Here is a 22,678-nt window from a genome sequence, read left to right as displayed (position 1 = left end):
TTTATGTTCATCACGGAATTCATGGAATACACTGTCCCGGGCGTTAATTTTATGTAAAAGGAAGATCAAACATGTCACAAACCGTTCATTTCCAGGGCAACCCGGTGAAGGTTGCAGGTCAGCTCCCGCAGGCAGGCAGCAAAGCAGCAGCGTTCTCTTTGGTCGCTAAAGACCTTTCTGACGTTGCGCTGAGCCAGTTTGCCGGCAAACGTAAGGTGCTGAATATTTTCCCGAGCATCGACACCGGCGTCTGTGCCGCATCCGTGCGTAAATTCAACCAACTGGCAACCGAGCTGGATAACACCGTTGTACTGTGTATCTCTGCCGACCTGCCATTCGCCCAGTCTCGTTTCTGCGGCGCAGAAGGTTTGAACAACGTCATTACCCTTTCCACCTTGCGCAACCCTGAGTTCCAGCAGGCCTATGGCGTGAGCATCGCCGAAGGCGCTCTGAAAGGCCTGACCGCCCGCGCGGTAGTGGTTCTGGATGAGAAAGATGAAGTGGTATTCAGCGAGCTGGTGAATGAAATCACCAACGAGCCGGACTATACCGCGGCTCTGGAAGCGCTGAAGGCTTAAGACTGTAAGCGCTACAGACAAAAAACCCCGGCGAGCCGGGGTTTTCTTTTTCTACTCTTCGCTCTTCTTATGGCTCAGGCCATATTCGCGCAGCTTATTGGCTATCGCTGTATGTGAAACCCCAAGGCGTTTTGCCAGTTTGCGGGTACTTGGATAGCTGCGATAAAGCTGGGTCAGCACCGAGCGCTCGAAGCGGCTGGTGATATCATCCAGCGAACCTTCCATCGCCTCCTCGCCCACCGCAAGGCTTGCGGTATCGAAGTCCGGCAGCAGGATGTCCTGCGGGCGCAGTTCGTAGCCTTCCAGCTGGGTCAGCGCGCGATAAATGGCGTTTTTAAGCTGGCGCACGTTGCCCGGCCAGCCGTAGCGAGTAAGCACGCTGCTCAGGTCATGCGCCAGTTTAGGACGCGGAACGCCCTGTTCGTCGGCAAAGCGGGCAACAAACAGTTCGGTCAGCGGCATGATGTCCTGCGGACGATCGCGCAGCGGCGGCAGATTCAGCGTCAGCACATTCAGGCGATAATAGAGATCTTCGCGGAACTCGCCTTTTTGTACCAGCTCAACCAGGTTCTTCTGCGTGGCGCAAATCACGCGCACATCGACGTGGACTTCGTGCTCCTCGCCTACGCGGCGGAAGGTTCCGTCATTCAGGAAGCGCAGCAGTTTGGTCTGCATCCTCGGCGACATCTCGCCGATTTCATCCAGCAATACGGAGCCGCCGTTGGCCTGCTCGAAGAAGCCTTTTTTGCCTTCGACGGCGTTCGCGTAAGCACCCGCCGCGTGGCCGAACAGCTCGCTTTCAATCACATCATCAGGAATTGAGCCGCAGTTCAGCGCCAGATAAGGTTTCTGTGCGCGCTGGCTGCTCAGGTGGCAGGCGTTAGCCAGCAAATCTTTGCCTGTGCCGGTATCGCCAACAATCAGCAGCGGCGCGTTCAGCAGCGCCAGTTTACGAGCCTGCTCAACCACCTGCCGCATTTTAGGGCTAACGGCAACAATCTGGTCGAAGGCGCTGAAATCGCTGCTGGAAAGATTTTGCAGCTGGCGACCCATGCGCACCGTGGAGCGCAGCATCACTACCGCACCCACCAGCAGAGGCTGTTTATCTTCCCCGTCCAGGTGAACCGGGGTGATTTCCATCAGGAAGTTTTGCCCATGGATCACGACATGTTCGGTATGCGAGTCGCGAGGCTCGCTTTCCAGCCAGCGGGTAAAGTTAAAGCCGCTGATAAGTGTCCCGGCATTGTGATTGCGCAGGCGGTCTTCACTCTGCCCGAACAGCGTGCAGCTGGCCGGGTTTGCCAGCTCAACCTTGCTACGCATATCCAGCGACAGCACCGGCTCCGGCAGCGCTTCCAGCAGCGCGCTCAGGGCGCGGTGCTCACGCTCGGACGGCATCCACGGCACTTTACGCACGTCGGTAACGTCGGGAATGCGGCGAATTTCAGCCATCAGGCTGCTGAAGGATTCAAAATCAAGGGAGGAGAAATTAAGGTAAATACGCCCAATCGGGTCAATTTCGATGCCGCGCAAATCGATACCGCGCAGTACCAATAGATCGAGCAGTTCGCGTGTGAGACCAAGGCGGTCCTGACAAAAGACTTCCAGACGCATGCAGGTGACCTTATTTTGCAGTAAACGGCCTATGTCCGTCAGCCTGAGGCTGAGCTCTCATAGAGTTGAGAGAATGATAACTCAGTTAGTCCCCGGCAAGAAGATACCTGTCATGAAAAGTTGACACTGAAAGGCAAACCACTGGTCAACGAGAAGATTATTTTTACCCAAAGCTGTAAATGAAAAAAGGCAGCCGCAGCCGCCTTTGTTGTCGCTGATACTCGTTTTAATGAGCCGCTTTGTTTTTCCCCGAGGCCAGCGTCTCTTTCAACTGCACCAGCAGCTGTTTACGGAAGTCGCCAAGCCTCGGCTTATCGCCCTCCAGCCACGGGAGCGGGCGGCAAAGCTCCATCGCTTTAATGCCGAGGCGCGCGGTTAGCAGCCCCGCACCAATGCCCTGAGCGGCACGGGCGGAGAGCCGGGCGGCAATATCCTGAGACATCCAGTCCATTCCGACCTCCCGCACCAGCTCGCTGGCCCCGGCGAAGGCGATGTTCAGCAGCACAAGGCGGAACAGGCGAATCCGGCTGAAGTAGCCAAGCTCGATGCCATACAGCGTGGCGATGCGGTTGATCAGGCGCAGGTTACGCCAGGCGATAAACGCCATATCGACAAGCGCCAGCGGGCTGACGGCTATCATTAGCGTGGACTCGGCGGCAGACCGGCTGATTTCGCGCCTTGCCTGAGCGTCCAGCACCGGCTGCACAAGCTGGGCATACAGCGAGACCACTTCGCGATCGTTATGGGTTTCGTGAATAGAAGCGTACCAGCGTTGCAGCGCCGGGTGGCCTTTATCCAGCCCGGCCTGAGCGGCCAACTTCTCGCAAAATGCACGCCCTTTACCGCTGCCGTGGCTTGCCAGCAGATCTCGTGCTTCGTCACGCTCTTCAGCGCGCTGACGCAGCCGCCACAGCCGCCGCCATTCGCTGGCAACCGACCCCACACCGGCGGCGACAATTAATCCCCCGGCAACGCCGCCGCCGAGCGCAATCCAGTCCTGCGCCACAAAGGCGTTGTGCGTCCACTGGATCCCCTGAGCAACGACGCTAACGCCGAACAGCGCCAGGCCCGCCGTGACCATTTTTCGCCACAGGCTGCGCTTTGGCCTAAGCGCGGCTTCAACCGCCGCCTCGGCCTGCCCTTCGTCTTCGGCCAGCTCATCAAAGGTGGCGGCAACCGGGGTGAATTTTTCCGCCTCCGGCTCGCTAAAGGCATGAGCCGCCTTCCAGTCCTGCTCCTTCACCGCCTCAAGCGGCTGCGCAAAGTCGATGCGCGGTTTGATAGGATCGCTCATCGCAATTTATCTCCAATCAAAAACTCCAGCGCCGCGTCCAGACGGATGTGCGGCAGCGGCCTGTCCACATCCATAACCTGCGGCCTGAACTGTTCAAACTGAAACCCCTGGCTTTGCCAGAAGGCGTTACCCGGCAGGCGCGAAGGGACTTCGCCGGGGTAAACCGTCAGAGGTGCGCCGTCGCTAAGGCGGTTCCCGCGCAGGGCGGGAATTTGCTCACCCTGCACTTCCACCATGCCGCTTTGCGTGGCCTGCACCGAAGCCAGCCCCATGCAGTCCATGCTGATGCCTTCAAAAGCCGCGTTCTGCCATGCGTCCTGCACCAGTTGCTGGAGCAGCGAAACCATGTTCGCGTGCTGGTCAACCGTTACGTGGTCGGCTTTAGTCGCGGCAAACAGCAGCTTGTCGATAACCGGGGAAAACAGGCGGCGGAACAACGTGCGCTGCCCGTAGTGGAAGCTCTGCATCAGTTGAGTCAACGCAAGGCGCATATCATTGAACGCCTGCGGGCCGCTGTTAAGCGGTTGAAGGCAGTCGACCAGGACAATCTGTCGGTCAAAGCGCAGGAAATGATTTTTATAGAAACCTTTGACCACTTTTTCGCAGTAATAGTCAAAGCGTGCGCGCAGCATTCCGAGATTGCTGCCTTTATCCGCCTGCGCCAGTCTGGACTCGCCGAAGCCGTCCACGTCCGGCCACGGGAAGAATTGCAGCGCGGGCGCACCAGCCATGTCGCCCGGCAGTACAAAGCGCCCCGGCTGAATAAAATGCAGCCCTTCTTTTTTGCAGCGCACAAGATAATCGGTCCACGCCTCTGCGATAGCAGCAAGGCGGTTCTCATCGGCGGGCGCTAACGGGTCCAGCCCCTCGCACAGGCGGCGCCACTCGGCTGACCATTCAGCACGCTGGCCCTGTAACAGGCCGGTCATCTGCCGCGACCAGCTCAGGTAATCCTGAGCCAGCATCGGCAGGTCCAGCAGCCACTCGCCCGGGTAATCAACAATTTCCAGGTAGAGAGTTGAAGTGTCTTTAAAATGGCGCAGCAGCGAATCGTTGGAGCGATAGCGCAGCGCAAGGCGCATTTCGCTGACGCCGCGAGTCGGCGTAGGCCATGCCGGAGGAGTGCCGTACAGCTGTGCCAGCCCTTCATCGTAGGTAAAGCGCTGAATACCGAGATCGCGCTGGGGCACGCGTTTTACGCCAAGCAGCCGCTCTTCACGCGCGGCGCTCAGCATCGGCAACCTCGCGCCGGTATGAATACCGAGCAGTTGGTTAACCATTGCGGTGATAAAAGCGGTTTTGCCGCTGCGGCTAAGCCCGGTTACCGCGAGACGTAAATGACGATCGACGCCCCGGTTAACCAGGGCGTTAAGTTCATTTTTGATTCGGTTCATAAGCGTCCTGATTGCCTTAGGCCTGGGGGAAATACCTTCATTGATAATATCAAATAGGGCTGATTGCCACGAATCAAAGCGTTATGGCGAAAAAACTCGCCGTTGGGAGGGAGGTTATTTTGCCATGCGGCGATCGTAACGGTCGGAAACGTTACGCAGAATGCGGGTCAGCAGCGGCTCCAGCACCACGGCCAGCACCATTTTTAGCGGGCGGCGGGCAACGGACTTTATCGCCCATGCTGCAAACCCGGCCGGGCCAAACCGCAGCGCGGCCAGCAGGGCCAGTTTCCCCGCCAGCTGCAGGCCGGGTTTTGCTTTTTGCGAAACGGATTGAAACTTAGTCATCATAACTCCTCACAACGGCGGGAGGTCGCCCTCCCGGTTTCGGACTATAGCTGGCGGAAGCGGCTGCGCAGCGTGAAGGTATCAGAAGTGATATAGCGCTCCATCGAACGCAACTTCTGCTCCCCCGCCGCCAGTTCGGCATCCACCGCGTTTAGCAGGTCGCGGCTGGTAGGCTGGTCGCTTTTCTCATCCGCGCCGTAGGGCATCGGGTCAAGAACAAACGTCATGACGATGTAGGCCACCAGCACGAAGAACGACAGGCCAAAAAATATCGACAAAATGGCGATGGCGCGGACCAGTTTGACCGGCACATCAAGGTACTGGGCAATACCGGCGCAAACGCCCTTTACCATCCCTTTCTCAGGGATGCGCCACAGCTTACGACCGGAAAATGAGTTCACCATTAGTTATTTCTCCAGTTCGGATGTTCGGCATCGAGGATCTGCTCCAGAGACTGAATGCGCTCCCGCATCTGCCGCGCCTCATCAGTCAACTGCGCCAGTCGTTGCTGTTCACTTTGTGAAAGCTGAGTGCCATCGGGCCGGTTGCTGTAATGAAGCCACAGCCAGATAGGCGCGACGAACAGCACAAAGATGGTCAGCGGTATAGCAAGAAAAAGCGCGGTCATGTGTACTCCTTACGGGTCAGGCTCGACTCGCGGCGCGCCATGCGCAGCCGCGGCCTGGATTATTATTGATTATCCTGGTTCATTTTTGCTTTCAGCGCGGCGATCTGAGCGCTGATTTCATCATCCGCTTTCAGTTCGGCAAACTGCGAGTCCAGCGATTTTTGCTTGCCGAAGCCGTGGCTTTCCGCCTCGGATTCCATCTGGTCTATACGGCGTTCGAAAGATTCGAAACGCGCCATCGCCTCATCCAGCTTACCGCTGTCCAACTGGCGACGAACATCGCGTGAAGAAGAAGCCGCCTGATGGCGCAGGGTCAATGCCTGCTGGCGGGCGCGGGTTTCGCTGAGTTTATTTTCCAGCTCGCCTATCTCTTTCTTCATACGTGCCAGCGTTTCGTCAACGTGAACCACTTCATTTTCCAGCGTGGTAATCAGGTCGGTCAATTTCTGTTTTTCAATCAACGCGGCACGAGCCAGGTCTTCTTTATCTTTACGCAGCGCCAGCTCGGCTTTTTCCTGCCATTCGGCCTGCTGGGTCACGGCCTGCTCTACGCGGCGGGCAAGCTGTTTCTTCTCGGCCAGCGCGCGGGCCGAAGTGGAACGAACCTCCACCAGCGTGTCTTCCATTTCCTGAATCATCAAACGCACCAGCTTCTGCGGATCTTCCGCTTTTTCCAGCAGCGAGTTGATGTTAGCGTTCACGATGTCGGCAAAACGAGAAAAAATACCCATAATTCAATCCTCTTAGTCATTATCTCAGGTGCCAGGCACTCTGTTCGCAGTGGATATTGCAGAGTTCATGCCAACTTTTTAATGCATTGATTTTAATCAATTTTATAAAATTTGACCTATCAAATAAAGCCGCTATATTGGTTAAATTAACTAACTATTAGTGAATTTAACCATGTCGGATAACAAAGATAACCTAATCGGCGAGGCCAACAGCTTTCTCGAGGTAATGGAGCAGGTTTCCCGGCTCGCGCCGCTGGACAAGCCGGTTCTTGTCATCGGCGAGCGCGGCACGGGTAAAGAACTGATAGCCAGCCGCCTGCACTTCCTGTCCCGCCGCTGGCAGGGGCCGTTTATTTCCCTCAACTGCGCCGCGCTAAATGAAAACCTGCTGGACAGCGAATTGTTTGGCCACGAGGCCGGAGCGTTTACCGGCGCCCAGAAACGCCATCAGGGGCGTTTTGAACGTGCCGAGGGCGGGACGCTGTTTCTTGATGAGCTGGCTACCGCCCCCATGCTGGTACAGGAAAAGCTGCTGCGCGTGGTGGAATATGGCGAGCTTGAGCGCGTCGGCGGCAGCCAGCCGCTACAGGTTAATACCCGGCTGGTTTGTGCCACCAACGCCGACCTGCCACAGCTTGCCGAAGAGGGGAAATTCCGCGCCGACCTGCTGGACAGGCTGGCGTTCGACGTGGTGATGCTGCCTCCGCTGCGCGAGCGCCGCTCGGATATCCTGCTGCTGGCGAACCACTTCGCCATGCAAATGTGCCGCGAGCTGAACCTGCCGCTGTTCCCCGGCTTTACCGACTATGCCAGCGAAACGCTGCTCGACTATGCCTGGCCCGGTAATATTCGTGAGCTGAAGAATGTGGTGGAGCGCTCGGTTTATCGGCATGGCTCGAGCGATGAGCAGCTGGATAACATTATTCTGAATCCTTTTACCCGCAGGCTCGCGCCTCTGCACAAGGCCGATAAGAGCCCCCCGTCCGGCCTGCCCGCGCTGCCGCTCGATCTACGCGGCTGGCAAAATGAGCAGGAAAAAAGCCTGCTGGAACAAAGCCTGAAGCAGGCGGCATTTAACCAGCGCCGTGCTGCAGAACTGCTGGGCGTGAGTTATCATCAGTTAAGGGCGATGATGAAAAAGCACCAGATAAACCCGGCCACGCCGTCATAAGCGCCGATTTTTTCATCGCTCTGCGCAGAAAATTGCCGATCGTCACCAGTAATTTTGGGGACAAGGCAAGAGTGCGATACACTTTGCCTATCACCTGAGATAACTCAAAAACTTATGCGCGGAATGCTCTCCACCCTGTTACTGGGTTTATGCTGCCTGAGCGGCGCGGCGCGTGCCGCAACGCCTGCTGAAAAGCCGGCAGATATTCGCCGGAGCGGGTTCGTTTATTGCGTCAACGGGCAGGTCAACACCTTTAACCCGCAGATGACCAGCGGCGGCCTGACCGTAGATACGCTGGCAGCTCAGCTTTATGACCGCCTGCTGGACGTAGACCCTTATACTTACCGGCTGGTGCCGGAGCTGGCGGAAAGCTGGGAAGTGCTGGATAACGGCGCAACCTACCGCTTCCACCTGCGCCGCAACGTCCAGTTCCAGACAACGGCCTGGTTCAAACCCACTCGCCCGCTGGACGCCGACGATGTGGTGTTCACTTTCGAGCGCATCTTCGACCGCAACCACCCGTGGCACAACGTTAACGGCGGCAGTTATCCCTATTTCGACAGCCTGCAATTCCCGGAAACGGTAAAAAGCGTGCGCAAGCTGGATGACAACACCGTCGAGTTTCGTCTCAACAAACCAGATGCATCCTTCCTCTGGCACCTGGCGACGCATTATGCGTCCGTAATGTCCGCCGAATACGCCGCGCAGTTGAGCAAAGCCGACCGCCAGGAGTTGATGGATCGCCAGCCGGTGGGCACTGGCCCGTTCCTGCTTAGCGAATATCGCGCCGGGCAGTACATTCGCCTTGCACGTAACCAGCACTTCTGGCGCGGCGTACCGCTGATGCAGCAGGTGGTGGTTGACCTCGGCTCAGGCGGCACGGGCCGCCTGTCCAAATTGCTGACCGGCGAGTGCGACGTGCTGGCCTGGCCTGCCGCAAGCCAGCTGACTATTTTACGTGACGATCCGCGCCTGCGCCTGACGCTCCGCCCCGGGATGAACATTGCCTATCTGGCGTTCAATACCAACAAAACGCCGCTCAACAATCCCGCCGTTCGCCACGCGCTGGCGCTGGCCATTAATAACCAGCGTCTGATGCAGTCGATTTATTACGGCACGGCAGAAACCGCGGCTTCTATTCTGCCGCGTGCTTCATGGGCCTATGACAACGACGCAAAAATTACCGAGTACAACCCGGCGAAAGCCCGCCAGCAGCTTCAGGCGCTGGGGGTCAATAATCTTGAACTGCGCCTGTGGGTGCCGACCAGTTCCCAGGCCTGGAACCCAAGCCCGCTTAAGACCGCGGAGTTGATTCAGGCCGATATGGCGCAAATTGGGGTAAAAGTGATTATCGTCCCGATGGAAGGCCGCTTCCAGGAGGCCAGGCTGATGGACATGAACCACGACCTGACCCTGGCAGGCTGGGCCACGGACAGTAACGACCCGGACAGCTTCTTCCGCCCGATGCTGAGCTGCGCCGCTATTGGCTCCCAGACTAACTACGCCCGCTGGTGTAATCCGCACTTCGACAGCGTGCTGCAAAAAGCCCTCGCTTCACAGCAACTGGCCGCCCGCATCGAAGCCTACAACGAAGCACAGGATATTCTCTCCGAGGAGCTGCCGGTACTGCCGCTCGCTTCATCCCTGCGCCTTCAGGCTTACCGCTATGACATGAAGGGTCTGGTGCTTAGCCCGTTCGGCAATGCTTCTTTTGCCGGGGTGTCGCGGGAAAATGTTGAGGTGAAAAAATAATGATAATTTTTACCTTACGCCGCCTGCTATTGCTGCTGATCACCCTGGTTTTCCTGGCGCTGGTCGGCTTTAGCCTCAACTACTTTACCCCTCACGCCCCGCTGCAGGGTGCCTCGCTGTGGAATGCCTGGGTATTCTGGTGCGAGAGCCTGCTGCACTGGGATTTTGGCGTCTCAAATATTAACGGCCAGTCGATTAACGAGCAGCTGCGAGACGTGTTCCCGGCCACCATGGAACTGTGCATTCTGGCCTTTGGCTTCGCGCTGCTGATCGGCATTCCGGTGGGAATGCTGGCCGGCGTCATGCGCAATAAATGGCAGGATAAACTGATCAGCGCCCTGGCGCTGGTGGGCTTCTCCATCCCCGTATTCTGGCTGGCGCTGCTGCTGACGCTGTTCTTCTCCCTGACGCTCGGCTGGTTCCCTGTTTCCGGGCGTTTTGACCTGCTGTACGAGGTAAAATCCGTTACCGGTTTTGCGTTAGTGGATGCCTGGCTCTCCGACTCCCCTTACCGCAGCGAGATGATCGTCAGCGCCGTACGCCATATGGTGCTCCCGGTCGCGGTGCTGGCCGTGGCGCCGACCACCGAAGTCATTCGCCTGATGCGCCTGAGCACAATTGAAGTGTTCGACCAGAACTATGTGAAAGCTGCCGCCACGCGCGGGCTCTCTCGCTTTACTATTCTGCATCGCCACGTTTTGCATAATGCATTGCCGCCGGTTATTCCGCGTCTTGGCCTGCAATTTTCAACCATGCTGACGCTGGCGATGATCACCGAAGTGGTGTTTAGCTGGCCGGGCCTTGGCCGCTGGCTGATCAACGCCATTCGCCAGCAGGACTATTCGGCGATTTCTGCCGGGGTGATGGTAATCGGCTCGCTGGTAATTATTGTTAACGTGATTTCCGACATTCTGGGCGCTATGGCCAACCCACTGAAGCATAAGGAATGGTATGCCTTACGATAGCGTCTACCGCGAGAAGCGGCCGCCCAGTACGCTGCGCCTGACGTGGCGTAAATTCTATGGTGATACTACCGCGATGATTGGCCTTTACGGCTGCGGCGGCCTGGTGCTGCTGTGTCTGTTCGGCGGCCTGTTCGCACCTTATCAAATCGATCAGCAATTCCTCGGCTATCAGCTGCTGCCGCCTTCATGGTCGCGCTATGGTGAGGTTTCGTTTTTCCTCGGCACCGATGATCTTGGTCGCGATGTGCTTAGCCGCCTGCTAAGCGGTGCGGCACCGACCGTTGGCGGCGCTTTTATGGTCACGCTGGCCGCTACGCTTTTCGGCATCGTGCTCGGCGTGATTGCCGGGGCGACTCACGGGCTGCGCTCTGCGGCGCTCAACCATATTCTCGACACCCTGCTTTCTATTCCTTCGCTGCTGCTGGCGATTATCGTGGTGGCCTTCGCTGGCCCAAGCCTCAGCCACGCGATGTTTGCCGTCTGGCTGGCTCTGCTGCCGCGTATGGTGCGCTCGGTCTACAGCGCGGTGCATGACGAACTGGAGAAAGAGTACGTGGTGGCCGCCCGCCTCGACGGCGCTTCTACCCTCAATATTTTATGGTTTGCGATAATGCCGAACATCACCGCAACGCTGGTGACGGAAATTACGCGCGCGCTCTCTATGGCGATTCTCGATATTGCCGCCCTCGGCTTTCTCGATCTCGGCGCACAGCTGCCCTCGCCTGAATGGGGCTCGATGCTCGGGGATGCGCTGGAGCTGATTTATGTTGCGCCCTGGACGGTGATGCTGCCCGGCGCGGCCATTATGATAAGCGTACTGCTTATCAACCTGCTGGGCGACGGCCTGCGCCGCGCAATTAATGCGGGGGTGCAATAATGCCATTACTTGATATCCGTAATTTGACCATCGAGTTCATGACTTCAGAAGGCTGGGTGAAAGCGGTAGATCGCGTCAGCATGACGCTGACGGAAGGCGAGATTCGTGGCCTGGTCGGGGAGTCCGGCTCGGGCAAAAGCCTGATAGCCAAAGCGATTTGCGGCGTTACCAAAGACAACTGGCGCGTAACCGCCGACCGCATGCGCTTCGACGACATCGACTTGCTGCGCCTCTCCTCCCGCGAACGCCGCAGGCTGGTGGGCCATAACGTATCGATGATTTTCCAGGAGCCGCAGTCCTGTCTCGACCCTTCGGAAAAAATCGGCCGTCAGCTTACCCAAAACATCCCCGGCTGGACTTATAAAGGCCGCTGGTGGCAGCGTTTTGGCTGGCGTAAACGCCGCGCCATCGAGCTGCTACACCGCGTCGGGATCAAAGACCATAAAGACGCCCTGAGTAGCTATCCGTATGAGCTTACGGACGGCGAATGCCAGAAGGTGATGATTGCCATCGCGCTTGCCAACCAGCCGCGCCTGTTGATTGCGGACGAACCGACCAATGCCATGGAGCCGACCACGCAGTCGCAGATTTTCCGCCTGCTGACGCGGCTGAACCAGAACAACAACACCACGATTTTGCTTATCAGCCACGACCTGCAAATGCTCAGCCAGTGGGCCGACAAGATTAACGTGATGTACTGCGGGCAAACGGTGGAAAGCGCCAACAGCGAAGATCTGGTGACGACGCCGCACCATCCTTATACCCAGGCGCTGATCCGCGCTATCCCTGATTTTGGCAGCTCAATGCCGCATAAAAGCCGTCTGAACACTATGCCGGGCGCTATCCCGCTGCTGGAACAACTGCCGATGGGCTGCCGCCTTGGCCCGCGCTGCCCTTACGCCCAGCGCAAATGTATTGAAGCGCCGCGGCTTGAAGGGGTGAAAAATCATCTGTATGCCTGTCATTTCCCGCTGAATATGGAGAGTCAGTAATGGTCGAAACGCTGCTGGAAGTCCGCAATTTAAGTAAGACGTTTCGCTACCGCACCGGCCTGTTCCGGCGTCAGCATGTTGAGGCGGTAAAGCCGCTCAATTTTACGCTGCGCGAGAAGCAGACGCTGGCCATTATCGGCGAGAACGGTTCCGGTAAGTCCACGCTGGCGAAAATGCTGGCCGGAATGATAGAGCCGACCACCGGCGAACTGGTGATTGACGATCATCCGCTGCATTACGGCGATTACTCCTGGCGCAGTCAGCGTATACGCATGATATTTCAGGACCCCAGCACCTCGCTTAACCCGCGCCAGCGTATCTCACAGATTCTGGACTTTCCGCTGCGCCTGAATACCGAGCTGGAGCCGGAGCTGCGGCAAAAGCGCATTCTGGAAACCCTGCGTATGGTTGGGCTGCTGCCCGATCACGCCAGTTACTATCCGCATATGCTGGCGCCAGGGCAAAAACAGCGCCTGGGTCTGGCCCGCGCGCTGATCCTGCGACCGAAGGTGATTATCGCCGACGAGGCGCTGGCTTCGCTGGATATGTCGATGCGCTCCCAGCTGATCAACCTGATGCTGGAATTGCAGGAAAAACAAGGAATATCTTATATTTACGTCACGCAGCACATTGGCATGATGAAACACATCAGCGACCAGGTAATGGTGATGCATCAAGGTGAAGTGGTCGAGCGCGGCAGCACCGCCGATGTACTGGCCTCGCCACTTCATGAACTGACTAAGCGGCTGATTGCCAGCCACTTTGGCGAGGCTTTAACCGCTGACGCCTGGCGTAAAGATCGTTAAACCCCACTTTTCCCACAGCGGGAAAGTGGTCGGATTAACGCTTACGTTAGACTCATGTTAGAATCGCCCGGTCTTAACGTCGGCCTGCCTGTTTTTTCACCTGCTGGCCGCAACAACAATGACTATTAAGGATTAAAAGCTATGGGTTTTCTTACCGGTAAACGCATTCTGATCACTGGCGTCGCCAGTAAACTCTCCATTGCCTACGGTATCGCGCAGGCGATGCATCGCGAAGGTGCCGAGCTGGCCTTCACCTACCAGAACGAAAAGCTGAAAGGCCGTGTGGAAGGTTTTGCCGCCGATCTGGGTTCCAGCATCGTGCTGCCTTGCGATGTGGCTGAAGATGAGAGCATCGAAGCGCTGTTTACCGAACTGGCGAAGAGCTGGCCGAAATTTGACGGCTTCGTTCACTCCATCGGCTTCGCACCTGCCGACCAGCTGGATGGCGACTACGTGAACGCCGTGACCCGTGATGGCTTTAAAATTGCCCACGACATCAGCGCCTACAGCTTTGTAGCGATGGCAAAAGTTTGCCGTGAAATGCTGAACCCGGGTTCTGCCCTGCTGACTCTGTCCTACCTGGGCGCAGAACGTGCTATCCCTAACTACAACGTTATGGGCCTGGCAAAAGCTTCTCTGGAAGCTAACGTTCGCTACATGGCAAACGCTATGGGTCCTGAAGGCGTTCGCGTTAACGCTATCTCCGCTGGCCCAATCCGCACCCTGGCAGCTTCCGGTATCAAAGACTTCCGTAAAATGCTGGCCCACTGCGAAGCGGTTACCCCGATTCGCCGTACCGTTACCATCGAAGACGTGGGCAACTCCGCGGCCTTCCTGTGTTCCGACCTGTCTGCCGGTATCTCCGGTGAAGTGGTTCACGTTGACGGCGGCTTCAGCATCGCAGCAATGAACGAACTGGAACTGAAAGACTAATTTCGGTTCTTTAGCGGGGCGGGCTCAGGCTCGCTTCGCTATTTCCCCCTGCCTTCCTCCCCCGCTCCCGAATTTGTTATAGCTTTCCGATATTTATTATCACCGATCATTCTTTTGTCACCTCCCGAGCTTGCGCCAGGATAAAACAGCGAACCAGGCCCGGCATTCACGTTGTATCCGGGTCTGCAAACTTTTTGACCAAGGAACGACAATGGAACAACGCCGCTTTTCTGGTAAAAGCCACTGGTATCATGAAACCCAGTCCAGTCTGTGCCCGGCGGATGTACTGCCCTTAGTTCCCGAAGCGGCGCAGGTTGATGACCGCTTCCTGCTTGATTTAACGCCTTCAGAACAGCAATTAGTCGTTGAGGCTCCGTGGCTTGACGCTGCCAGAGCCGCGGCCCATGTTCTGCTGCCCGACAGCATCGCCGTGACGCGCCTGCATACCCTGAGCAGCTATGACCGCCTGAGCACCGCTCTGACCGTCGCTCAGGTTTATGGCGTGCAGCGTCTTTGTAATCACTATGCCGCTCGTCTTGCCCCCCAGCCCGGCCCGGACTCCTCGCGTGAAAGCAATCGCCGCCTGACCCAAATAACCCAATTTGCCCGCCAGCTTGCCAGCCAGCCGACGCTGATTGATGACGTGGCGCTGGCCCAGCTCGATGAATGCGGGCTTTCGGTGGACGATATCGTCACCTTTACTCAGATTATCGGCTTCGTGGGCTTCCAGGCGCGCGCGATTGCCGTCTTACAGGCTCAACAGGGCCTGCCCGTACGCTGGCTGCCGGGCCTGGACGGACTCCAGGATGCCGACCCTGCGCTGTTTGGCCCGGAGCCAGCCAGCTGGCAGCCGGGGCTGGCTCCGGTTGAATCGCGCTATGCCCGCCCGGAGCAACTGGAAATTTTAAGCATCAGCCAGCCTTTACGTGCGCTGCGGGATATTGCCTGGCTGCTGGCCCACGATGAACGCGCTTTGTCCTCGCTCAGCCAGCTAACGCGGCTGTTCTGGCAGATAACACCTCAGGTTTCACACGATTCACTGCTGGTCATCATGCTGACGTCGCGCATTAACGGCAGCCCCGCCTGCTTTAGCGATGCGGTAGCCGCATGGCAAGGCGATTCAGGCCTGCCGGACGCGATGCGCAATGGCGAACGCGCTCTGAACGCATGGAGTCATAATCACCCGCGTGAAAAAGCGATCATCCAGGCAGTCCAGTTGCTCACCCGGGCACCCGACAGGTTCAGCGCCGCCCAGCTTCAACCTTTGTATGAGCAAGGTTTTAGCGAACAGGAAGTGCTGAAATTGCTGGTGGGCGCCGGGCTTGCGGGCTGGATAAATCGGCTGAAAATTGGCCTCGGGAATACCGCTCAAACGCTGGCTCCCTGAGGCTTTCAGGCAATCAGCGCTTGCCGCAGGGTGTGGTTTCGCGTAAAACTGTCAGCCGCTCTTTTGGCCACGAAAACGAAACGATATGCTTCAGGATAACCCGCTGCTCGCGCAGCTAAAACAGCAACTGCATTCCCAGACTCCACGCGCTGAAGGTGTGGTAAAAGGTACTGAAAAAGGGTTCGGCTTCCTCGAAGTCGATGCCAATAAAAGTTACTTTATTCCGCCTCCGCAGATGAAAAAAGTGATGCATGGCGACCGTATCAGCGCCGTTATTCACAAAGATAAAGACCGCGAGTCTGCCGAGCCGGAAGAGCTTATCGAGCCTTTCCTGTCGCGTTTTGTTGGCCGCGTTCAGAAGAAAGACGACCGCCTGTCGATTGTGCCTGACCACCCGCTGTTAAGAGACGCCATTCCATGCCGCGCCGAGCGCAGCGTGACGCATGACTTCCAGAACGGCGACTGGGCGGTTGCGGAAATGCGCCGTCACCCGCTGAAAGGCGATCGCGGTTTTTACGCGGAGTTAACCCAATTTATTACCTTCGGGGACGATCATCTTGCGCCGTGGTGGGTGACACTGTCACGTCACAACCTCGAGCGTGAAGCGCCGGACGGCGTGGCGACCGAAATGCTTGACGAAGGCCTGGTGCGCGAGGATTTAACCGCCCTGGACTTTGTCACCATCGACAGCGCCAGCACCGAAGATATGGACGATGCGCTGTACGTTGAAGAGCTGGCCGACGGCAAGCTTCAACTGACCGTTGCCATCGCCGACCCGACGGCCTGGATTGCCGAAGGCAGCAAGCTGGACGGCATCGCCAAAGTGCGCGCTTTCACCAACTACCTGCCGGGCTTCAATATCCCGATGCTGCCGCGCGAACTGTCTGATGACCTGTGCTCATTGCGCGCCAACGTTACCCGCCCTGTTCTTGCCTGCCGCATGACCATCGAGCAGGACGGCGCAATCGGGGACAATATTCATTTCTTCGCCGCTAACATCGAGTCTAAAGCCAAACTGGTTTATGACGAAGTGTCCGACTGGCTTGAAGAAAAAGGCGACTGGAAGCCGCAGAGCGAAGAGATTGCTCAGCAAATCCGTCTGCTGCAACGCATTTGCCTGGCCCGCGGCGAATGGCGCCACAACCATGCTCTGGTGTTCAAAGACCGCCCTGATTACCGCTTTATTCTCGGCGAAAAAGGCGAAGTGCTGGATATCGTGGCCGAGCCGCGCCGCATCGCCAACCGCATCGTTGAAGAGTCAATGATCGCCGCTAACGTTTGTGCCGCTATCGTGCTGCGCGAAAAACTTGGCTTCGGCGTTTATAACGTCCATACCGGCTTCGACCCGGCCAATACCGAACAGCTTGCGGCGATGCTGCAAACTCACGGTATCACCGTGGACGCGCAGGAAGTGCTGACCCTCGACGGCTTCTGCAAACTGCGTCGCGAACTGGATGCCCAGCCAACCGGCTTCCTCGACAGCCGCATTCGCCGCTACCAGTCATTCGCGGAAATCAGCACCGAGCCAGGCCCGCACTTTGGCCTCGGCCTGGAAGCCTACGCGACCTGGACTTCACCGATTCGTAAATTCGGCGATATGGTTAACCACCGCCTGCTGAAAGCGATTATCAAAGGCGAAAGCGCCACGCGCCCTGGCGAAGATACCACCGTACAGATGGCGGAACGCCGCCGCCTGAACCGCATGGCCGAACGTGACGTCGGCGACTGGCTGTATGCCCGCTTCCTGAACGCCAAAGCAGGCACCGATACCCGCTTTGCGGCGGAAATTATCGACGTCAGCCGCGGTGGCATGCGCGTACGCCTGGTGGAGAACGGTGCGGTTGCGTTTATCCCTGCGCCATTCATCCACGCGGTGCGTGATGAGCTGGTTTGCAGCCAGGAAAACGGCACCGTGCAAATTAAAGGCGAAGTGGCCTATAAAGTGACCGACGTTATCGATGTCACCATCGCAGAAGTGCGTATGGAAACTCGCAGCGTCATCGCTCGCCCTGCCGCCTGATAGCGCAGCAAAGCCAGCAAAACCGGGCCACGTGCCCGGTTTTTTTATTTCTATAAATCCCGGCGGCTGTTTTTTGGTACATCCTCTGCAAAAACAATATCTTTTCTCTTTCACCTGGGCTTTAACATCGGCTTTCTGTTGCTACTATAAATAGTAGATTTAGGTGATTTTTTTCCCTGAGGCTCAGGAGTAAGAATGAAAGACGATTTGGAGCAGAACCTGCTTTATCGTTATCTGGGAACAACCAGCCCGTACTGGCGTTTGCCGGCGGACAGTAACGCTTTGCAGCTTTCGGCCAGCGAAGACGCCGACATCGGCCAGGTCGTGGCATTAGACTCGGCTCAGGCCGATGAAATTCGCCAAATGACGGTGATTACCTCCAGCCTGACCATGACGCTTTCGCTTTTTGGCATTGAGGTGCCGGTGCATATGGTTGGCCGCAAGGTTTCCAAACGCGAGTGGGCCGGCACGGCTTCCTCCTGGCATGATACCCACTCGGTCGCTCGCGATCTGGTGCAGGGCCTCTCTTTTGCAGAGCAGGTGGTTTCCGAAGCTAATTCGGTTATCGTCATCCTCGACAAACAGGGAAATATTCAGCGTTTCAACCGGTTGAGCGAAGAATACACCGGGATGAAAGAGCATGAAGTCATCGGTCAGAACGTCTTTAAATTATTTATGAGCCGCCGCGAAGCCGCCGCCTCGAAGCGTAATATCAGCGGTTTTTTTCGTAATGGCAGCTCTTACGAAGTGGAGCGTTGGGTAAAAACCCGCAAAGGGCAGCGCCTGTTTCTGTTCCGCAATAAATTCGTTCACAGCGGCAGCGGTAAAAATGAAATTTATCTTATCTGTTCGGGCACCGATATTACCGAAGAGCGCCGCGCTCAGGAGCGGCTGCGCGTGCTGGCAAATACCGACACTATCACTGGCCTGCCCAACCGCAACGCCATTTACGACCTGATAGCCGAAGCCATCGAAAATCGCGGGTCGGGCCAGGTTGGCATAGTTTATCTTGACCTGGATAACTTCAAAAAAGTGAACGATGCCTACGGGCATATGTTTGGCGACCAGCTGTTGCAGGCGGTTTCGCTCGCGATTTTAAGCTGCCTCGAAGAGGGCCAGGTGCTGGCACGTCTCGGCGGCGATGAATTTATCGTGCTGGCGACCAATACCTCTCAAGGCTCTCTTGAAGCCATGTCCTCCCGCATTTTGACCCGCCTCAGGGTGCCGTTCCGCATCGGGCTGATTGAGGTTTACAGCGGCTGTTCTCTGGGTATTTCGCTCGCCCCGCAGCACGGTGAGGAACGCGAGAGCCTGATCCGCAATGCCGACACCGCGATGTATACCGCTAAAGAGAGCGGCCGCGGCAAGTTTTGTGTGTTTTCGCCGGAAATGAACCAGCGCGTGTTTGAGTATTTATGGCTGGATACTAATTTGCGCAAGGCGCTCGATAAAGAGCAACTGGTGATTCACTACCAGCCGAAAATGACCTGGCGCGGCGAGGTGCGTAGCCTGGAGGCGCTGGTGCGCTGGCAGTCGCCGGAACGCGGCCTGATCCCGCCTCAGGGGTTTATCTCCTACGCGGAAGAGTCCGGGCTGATTGTGCCGCTCGGTCGCTGGGTGATGGTCAGCGTGGTGCAGCAGGTCGCGAAATGGCGCGATAAAGGTATTAATCTGCGCGTGGCGGTTAACGTTTCTGCCCGTCAGCTAGCGGACCAGACGATTTTTAGCGATCTTAAGCAGGCGCTTAAAGATCTTAATTTTGAATACTGCCCGATTGACGTGGAGCTTACCGAAAGCTGCCTGATTGAGAACGAAGAACTGGCGCTGTCGGTTATCAAGCAGTTCAGCCAGCTTGGCGCTCAGGTACATCTTGACGATTTTGGCACCGGCTACTCCTCGCTTTCCCAGCTTGCACGCTTCCCCATCGACGCCATTAAGCTCGACCAGTCTTTTGTGCGCGATGTTCACAAACATTCGGTTTCGCAGTCTCTGGTGCGGGCGATTGTGGCGGTAGCCCAGGCGTTGAACCTGCAGGTGATTGCGGAGGGCGTGGAGAATCAAAAAGAAGACGCCTTTCTTACCAAGAACGGCGTCAACGAACGGCAGGGATTTCTGTTTGCGAAACCAATGCCCGCGGCCGTATTCGAGCGTTGGTTTAAGCGCTATCAGGCGAGGACAAAGCGCTAACCGGCCTTACGCATCGCCGTCGAAGTGTGGCGGTTTTGCAACTGTACCAGGCGCTCCATGTAGGCGATGTCCTTGTCCTCAAGGCAGAATGCCGCATCCACCCAGTCTTCGGTGATATCCATCAGCTCCGAGCGCGGCAACTGCAACACCCGCTGGCGCGCTCGCAGCATCGCTCTCACGCCGTTTAATTTCGGCAGCAGGGTATCAATGAAGGTCCGTGTGGCGAGGTAGCCCTGTCCCGGCTCAAACAGCTGATCCACCAGCCCGTGCTGGTGATACCACTCCGCCGTATGTGACTCCCCTTTATAAATAAGCTCTTCCGCCAGCTTCATGCCGGAGCGGCGCGCCACCAGAGAATAAGCCCCCATGCCGGGAAACAGGTTAAACGCAATTTCCGGGAAGCCGAGCCTGGCGTCGCGCTGAGCCAGCAGAAAATGGTGCGCCAGGGCGGCTTCAAACCCGCCGCCGAGCGCACTGCCTTCTACCATGGCAAGGCTTATTGCTCCGGTATCAAATCCTCGAGAGGCAGCATGAACGCAGTCAACGCAGGCCCTTGCGTAGGCGCGTAAAGCTTCGCGCCGCCCATTACGAATCGTCTCGACAAAAAAGCCTAAATCGCCGCCGGTGTTATACATCCCGGGGACCAGCGAACCGGTGACCCAGAAATCAACTTTAAATCCGGCCTTCTGGACGATATATCCCAGATTCATGATTTCCTCTATCAGTGCATGATTGAAACAGGGGCGCGGCCGTGAGCGCAGCATCATCCAGACGGTGCGTCGCTCTTCTTCGTAATATCCAGACAGTTGCGTAAAACGTGCAGTATCGGTAAATAACTTGCAGGTTGTTTGGTCAATAACTGTCATAGCCTTATCCTCATCAAATGAATGTGCGTTAATCGCAGGATCAGACTAATCCACGGCTGTAGTTTGATGAATGTGATGCGCTGATTAATAATTATTGCTTATATATTGTGCGATAATTTATTGAAGGATAAGGCGAAGAATTGGCCGTGCGCCCTTCTCTTTGGCGGCCTTTTTTTGCATTATGGATTTATGATTCGTTCGCCAACACAGACAGGATTTACTATGCCAACGCTTGATCCGCAGCAGCTTGCTAAACGTATTGATACCGTGCTGGATATTCTGGTTGCCAAAGATTATGCCTCAGCGATAAATAATCTTGAGATCCTCAAGGCCGAGCTGCTGAGTTTAGATAATGACGGGAATAAAACGAACGGCGAGCAGAAAAAGTCGCCGTGGGAAATTTAAGCAAAAGCCGGTAACCACCGGCTTTATTATTTTTTACAGCTTTAATGCGCCAAACGCACCCTGCCAGTCTTTTTCGAAGCCTTCAATGGCCGCCGTCACCGCTGGCGTAACCAATATTTGCTCGGCCACATCAACCGGGAGCGTGATCGCCTCACACCCGGCAAGCAGGCAGGACATTGCCTGATGAGGCGTGCGGAAGCTGGCTGCCAGCACTTTTGAATCCGGGGCATGCAGCGTCAGCAACTGCTGGAGATCCTGCACCATTTGTATGCCGTCCCCACCCTGGGCATCCAGACGATTAACATAAGGCGCCACGTATTCCGCACCGGCCAGCGCCGCCAGCAGCCCCTGAGCCGCACCATATACCGCCGTGCCCAGCGTCGCAATGCCCATAATTTTTAGCTGTTTTAGCGCCGCCAAACCTTCCGGTGTAACAGGCACTTTTACTATCAGCCCCGGCACTCGCGTCGTCAGCAGTTGAGCCTCTTTAACCATCTCATCCGCCCGGTTGGCAATCACCTGGGCAAAAAGTTTGCCTTCGCCACCCAGCGCATCCTGCAACGCGGGCAAAACGTCCCAAAGCGGCTTGCCTGCCTTAGCAACAATTGAAGGATTGGTTGTTACGCCCTGCAATGGCAGGACACGCGCCAGACGTTTAACGGCGGCAACATCGGCGGTATCTAAATACAGTTCCATCACGCTCTCCACATTTAGAGTCATCTCTCACTGCGGGCATCATAACCCGGCTGTCGGATGTTTAGCTGATCAATATCAATATAACTTTCATTCGAAAGTAATTTAATTTACGAAAGAAACACGAATGAGATGAAGCCATGCTGTTTAATATTCAGCGTTACTCAACACACGATGGTCCTGGGATACGCACCGTGGTTTTCCTGAAAGGCTGCTCGCTCGGCTGCCGCTGGTGCCAGAACCCGGAAAGCCGCTCCCGGGAATGTGACCTACTGTTCGATCCTCGCCTGTGCCTGGCCGACTGCAATCTCTGCCAGCAGGCGGCACCTGAGATTGTTACCCGAGTGGGTCAGGAGCTGATTATTGCGCGCGGCAAACTCGACGAAAACGCAATAAGCACGCTGAGGAACTGCTGTCCGACCCAGGCGCTGACCGTCTGCGGAGAAGAAAAAACCGCCGACGACATTATGGCCGCCGCGCTACGCGACAAACCTTTTTATGAGCGTAGCGGCGGGGGCATTACGCTTTCGGGCGGCGAACCCTTTATGCAGCCTGAGCTGGCTCGCGAACTTTTGCAGCGCAGTAAACAAGCCGGGCTGAATACCGCCGTTGAATCCTGCCTGCATGTGCCATGGAAATACATCGAGCCTTCGCTGCCGTTTTTAGATCTTCTGCTCGCCGACCTTAAACACGTAGAGAAGCAGCGCTTCCACCAATGGACGGACGGCAACGCGGAGCGCGTGCTGGATAACTTCCGCAAACTGGCGGCGCGTGGCGTGGAGATGACGGTCCGCGTACCGCTGATCCCCGATTTTAACGCCGATGAGCAGTCGATTCGCGCCATCAGCGATTTTGCCGCCGATGAAATTGGCGCTAAAGCTATCCATTTTTTGCCCTACCACACCTTAGGTATCAACAAATACAACCTGTTGGCTCAGCCTTACCGCGCCGCGCGCTCGCCGCTTGATGCGCCGGATCTCCTGCATTTTGCCGAACAGTACGCCAGCCAAAAAGGCATGACGGCCTGGATAAGAGGATAA

The 22,678-nt window shown here is 56.7% G+C and carries 22 protein-coding genes; 13 read left to right on the top strand and 9 right to left on the bottom strand.

The features are described from left to right. Positions 1-71 precede the first annotated feature (71 nt). The gene (tpx, locus tag ACG1VR_RS10875) at positions 72-578 is read left to right on the top strand and encodes a thiol peroxidase (protein ID WP_016536654.1); all 507 of its coding nucleotides are present in this window, start codon (positions 72-74) and stop codon (positions 576-578) included. 51 nt (positions 579-629) lie between these two features. On the opposite strand, the gene tyrR is transcribed toward tpx, so the two are convergent. The 7 genes from tyrR to pspA all read right to left on the bottom strand — a co-directional run bounded on the left by tyrR (position 630) and on the right by pspA (position 6,584). Continuing rightward, complete coding sequence (gene tyrR / locus ACG1VR_RS10870) at positions 630-2,192, bottom strand: transcriptional regulator TyrR (protein WP_016536655.1); 1,563 nt, start codon at positions 2,190-2,192, stop codon at positions 630-632. A 226-nt stretch (positions 2,193-2,418) separates the two neighbouring features. Then, positions 2,419-3,486 (bottom strand): YcjF family protein, encoded by a 1,068-nt coding sequence (locus tag ACG1VR_RS10865; RefSeq protein WP_172569844.1) that lies wholly within the window; start codon positions 3,484-3,486, stop codon positions 2,419-2,421. After that, on the bottom strand, positions 3,483-4,880 hold the full coding sequence (locus ACG1VR_RS10860) for a YcjX family protein (protein ID WP_395490917.1): 1,398 nt from the start codon (positions 4,878-4,880) through the stop codon (positions 3,483-3,485). Before ACG1VR_RS10860 ends, ACG1VR_RS10865 begins: the two co-directional genes overlap by 4 nt. A gap of 114 nt (positions 4,881-4,994) precedes the next feature. After that, positions 4,995-5,228, bottom strand: coding sequence for a phage shock protein PspD (gene pspD / locus ACG1VR_RS10855; protein WP_279046275.1), 234 nt, complete (start codon positions 5,226-5,228; stop codon positions 4,995-4,997). 41 nt (positions 5,229-5,269) lie between these two features. Beyond that, the gene (gene pspC / locus ACG1VR_RS10850) at positions 5,270-5,629 is read right to left on the bottom strand and encodes an envelope stress response membrane protein PspC (protein WP_016536659.1); all 360 of its coding nucleotides are present in this window, start codon (positions 5,627-5,629) and stop codon (positions 5,270-5,272) included. Then, entirely contained in the window at positions 5,629-5,853 is a 225-nt protein-coding gene (gene pspB, locus ACG1VR_RS10845) for an envelope stress response membrane protein PspB (protein WP_172569842.1), read from the bottom strand. The genes pspC and pspB overlap by 1 nt, the downstream gene beginning before the upstream one ends. A gap of 62 nt (positions 5,854-5,915) precedes the next feature. After that, the gene (pspA, locus tag ACG1VR_RS10840; protein WP_016536661.1) at positions 5,916-6,584 is read right to left on the bottom strand and encodes a phage shock protein PspA; all 669 of its coding nucleotides are present in this window, start codon (positions 6,582-6,584) and stop codon (positions 5,916-5,918) included. A gap of 172 nt (positions 6,585-6,756) precedes the next feature. Between pspA and pspF the strand changes: the two genes are divergently transcribed. From pspF to pdeR, 10 genes are all read left to right on the top strand, one after another. Beyond that, entirely contained in the window at positions 6,757-7,755 is a 999-nt protein-coding gene (gene pspF / locus ACG1VR_RS10835) for a phage shock protein operon transcriptional activator (protein WP_395490916.1), read from the top strand. Between the two features lie 114 nt (positions 7,756-7,869). After that, entirely contained in the window at positions 7,870-9,507 is a 1,638-nt protein-coding gene (sapA, locus tag ACG1VR_RS10830; RefSeq protein WP_395490915.1) for an ABC transporter substrate-binding protein SapA, read from the top strand. Next, positions 9,507-10,472, top strand: a complete 966-nt coding sequence (gene sapB, locus ACG1VR_RS10825) for a putrescine export ABC transporter permease SapB (RefSeq protein WP_395490914.1) — start codon at positions 9,507-9,509, stop codon at positions 10,470-10,472. The genes sapA and sapB overlap by 1 nt, the downstream gene beginning before the upstream one ends. Continuing rightward, positions 10,459-11,349 carry a putrescine export ABC transporter permease SapC gene (sapC, locus tag ACG1VR_RS10820; RefSeq protein WP_016536665.1) on the top strand — a complete coding sequence of 297 codons (891 nt, stop codon included), beginning with the start codon at positions 10,459-10,461 and terminating at the stop codon, positions 11,347-11,349. The genes sapB and sapC overlap by 14 nt, the downstream gene beginning before the upstream one ends. After that, the gene (sapD, locus tag ACG1VR_RS10815) at positions 11,349-12,341 is read left to right on the top strand and encodes a putrescine export ABC transporter ATP-binding protein SapD (RefSeq protein ID WP_016536666.1); all 993 of its coding nucleotides are present in this window, start codon (positions 11,349-11,351) and stop codon (positions 12,339-12,341) included. The genes sapC and sapD overlap by 1 nt, the downstream gene beginning before the upstream one ends. Beyond that, on the top strand, positions 12,341-13,147 hold the full coding sequence (gene sapF / locus ACG1VR_RS10810; protein WP_016536667.1) for a putrescine export ABC transporter ATP-binding protein SapF: 807 nt from the start codon (positions 12,341-12,343) through the stop codon (positions 13,145-13,147). The genes sapD and sapF overlap by 1 nt, the downstream gene beginning before the upstream one ends. A gap of 141 nt (positions 13,148-13,288) precedes the next feature. After that, the gene (gene fabI, locus ACG1VR_RS10805; RefSeq protein WP_016536668.1) at positions 13,289-14,080 is read left to right on the top strand and encodes an enoyl-ACP reductase FabI; all 792 of its coding nucleotides are present in this window, start codon (positions 13,289-13,291) and stop codon (positions 14,078-14,080) included. A gap of 211 nt (positions 14,081-14,291) precedes the next feature. Further along, positions 14,292-15,467, top strand: a complete 1,176-nt coding sequence (locus ACG1VR_RS10800) for a CMD domain-containing protein (protein WP_395490913.1) — start codon at positions 14,292-14,294, stop codon at positions 15,465-15,467. Between the two features lie 85 nt (positions 15,468-15,552). Next, positions 15,553-17,487: an exoribonuclease II gene (locus ACG1VR_RS10795; protein ID WP_016536671.1), complete on the top strand. Its 1,935-nt coding sequence runs from the start codon at positions 15,553-15,555 to the stop codon at positions 17,485-17,487. A gap of 195 nt (positions 17,488-17,682) precedes the next feature. Then, the gene (gene pdeR / locus ACG1VR_RS10790) at positions 17,683-19,674 is read left to right on the top strand and encodes a cyclic di-GMP phosphodiesterase (RefSeq protein WP_395490912.1); all 1,992 of its coding nucleotides are present in this window, start codon (positions 17,683-17,685) and stop codon (positions 19,672-19,674) included. Here pdeR and ACG1VR_RS10785 read toward each other — a convergent pair. Next, positions 19,671-20,540, bottom strand: coding sequence for a crotonase/enoyl-CoA hydratase family protein (locus ACG1VR_RS10785; protein WP_016536674.1), 870 nt, complete (start codon positions 20,538-20,540; stop codon positions 19,671-19,673). The genes pdeR and ACG1VR_RS10785 overlap by 4 nt on opposite strands. 222 nt (positions 20,541-20,762) lie before the next feature. On the opposite strand from ACG1VR_RS10785, the gene ACG1VR_RS10780 reads away from it, so the two are divergent. Beyond that, positions 20,763-20,945, top strand: coding sequence for a hypothetical protein (locus ACG1VR_RS10780; RefSeq protein WP_039898281.1), 183 nt, complete (start codon positions 20,763-20,765; stop codon positions 20,943-20,945). Between the two features lie 33 nt (positions 20,946-20,978). Here ACG1VR_RS10780 and fsa read toward each other — a convergent pair whose 3' ends face one another. Continuing rightward, entirely contained in the window at positions 20,979-21,641 is a 663-nt protein-coding gene (fsa, locus tag ACG1VR_RS10775) for a fructose-6-phosphate aldolase (protein WP_395490911.1), read from the bottom strand. A gap of 137 nt (positions 21,642-21,778) precedes the next feature. Between fsa and ACG1VR_RS10770 the strand changes: the two genes are divergently transcribed. Continuing rightward, on the top strand, positions 21,779-22,678 hold the full coding sequence (locus tag ACG1VR_RS10770; RefSeq protein ID WP_395490910.1) for a glycyl-radical enzyme activating protein: 900 nt from the start codon (positions 21,779-21,781) through the stop codon (positions 22,676-22,678).

The sequence above is a fragment of the Cedecea davisae genome (genome assembly GCF_044095835.1).
GTDB lineage: Bacteria > Pseudomonadota > Gammaproteobacteria > Enterobacterales > Enterobacteriaceae > Cedecea > Cedecea davisae.
This window is presented reverse-complemented; position numbering and strand designations above follow the sequence as displayed.